Raw genomic sequence first — 651 nt, 5'->3', positions numbered from 1 at the left:
CTAGTGTTGTGACTCTAACGCTTGTTTCGCACGGGCGACCTTTTGCAGGATAGCTGAGGCCGAGGCGGTCCAGACAAAGGGTTTGGGATCCGCATTGTGGTGCTCCAGGTAGTCCATGATCGCGCTTTCCAGATCGGGCACGCTCGTGAAGGCGCCCCGCCGGATCCGCTCCTGCGTGATCAGGGCAAAGAAGCGCTCGACCAAGTTGAGCCATGAGGCCGAGGTCGGCGTGAAGTGCAGATGAAAGCGCGGATGCTTTGCTAGCCAAGCCTTCACCTTCGGATGCTTGTGGGTGGCATAGTTGTCCACGATCAGGTGCAGGTCGAGACGCTTGTCGGTGGTGCGATGGATGACGCGCAGGAAGCGCAGAAACTCCTGATGGCGATGCCGCTTCATGCAGGTGCCCAGGACCGTGCCGGTCGCCACATCAAGAGCCGCAAACAAGGTCGTGGTGCCATGGCGCTTGTAGTCATGGGTCATCGTGCCGGCGCGGCCCTTCTTCAGCGGCAGGCCCGGCTGGGTGCGGTCGAGCGCCTGGATCTGGCTCTTCTCGTCAACCGCCAGAACCAGGGCTTTGTCCGGCGGATCCAGATACAGGCCGACCACGTCCTGAACCTTCTCGACAAAGTGCGTGTCGGTGGACAGCTTGAA

Annotated in this window: 1 protein-coding gene; it reads right to left on the bottom strand. The window is 61.0% G+C overall.

Going from position 1 to position 651, the window contains the following annotated elements:
- Positions 1–651, bottom strand: a 651-nt coding sequence (locus JKL46_RS35045) for an IS630 family transposase (RefSeq protein ID WP_201843062.1), incomplete at its 5' end; no start/stop codon positions are given.

Origin of the sequence: Microvirga zambiensis WSM3693, assembly GCF_016735695.1 — a bacterium.
In the GTDB taxonomy this organism is placed as follows: domain Bacteria; phylum Pseudomonadota; class Alphaproteobacteria; order Rhizobiales; family Beijerinckiaceae; genus Microvirga; species Microvirga zambiensis.
The sequence above is the reverse complement of the archived record's forward strand: the minus strand, read 5'-3'. Positions and strand labels throughout refer to the sequence as shown.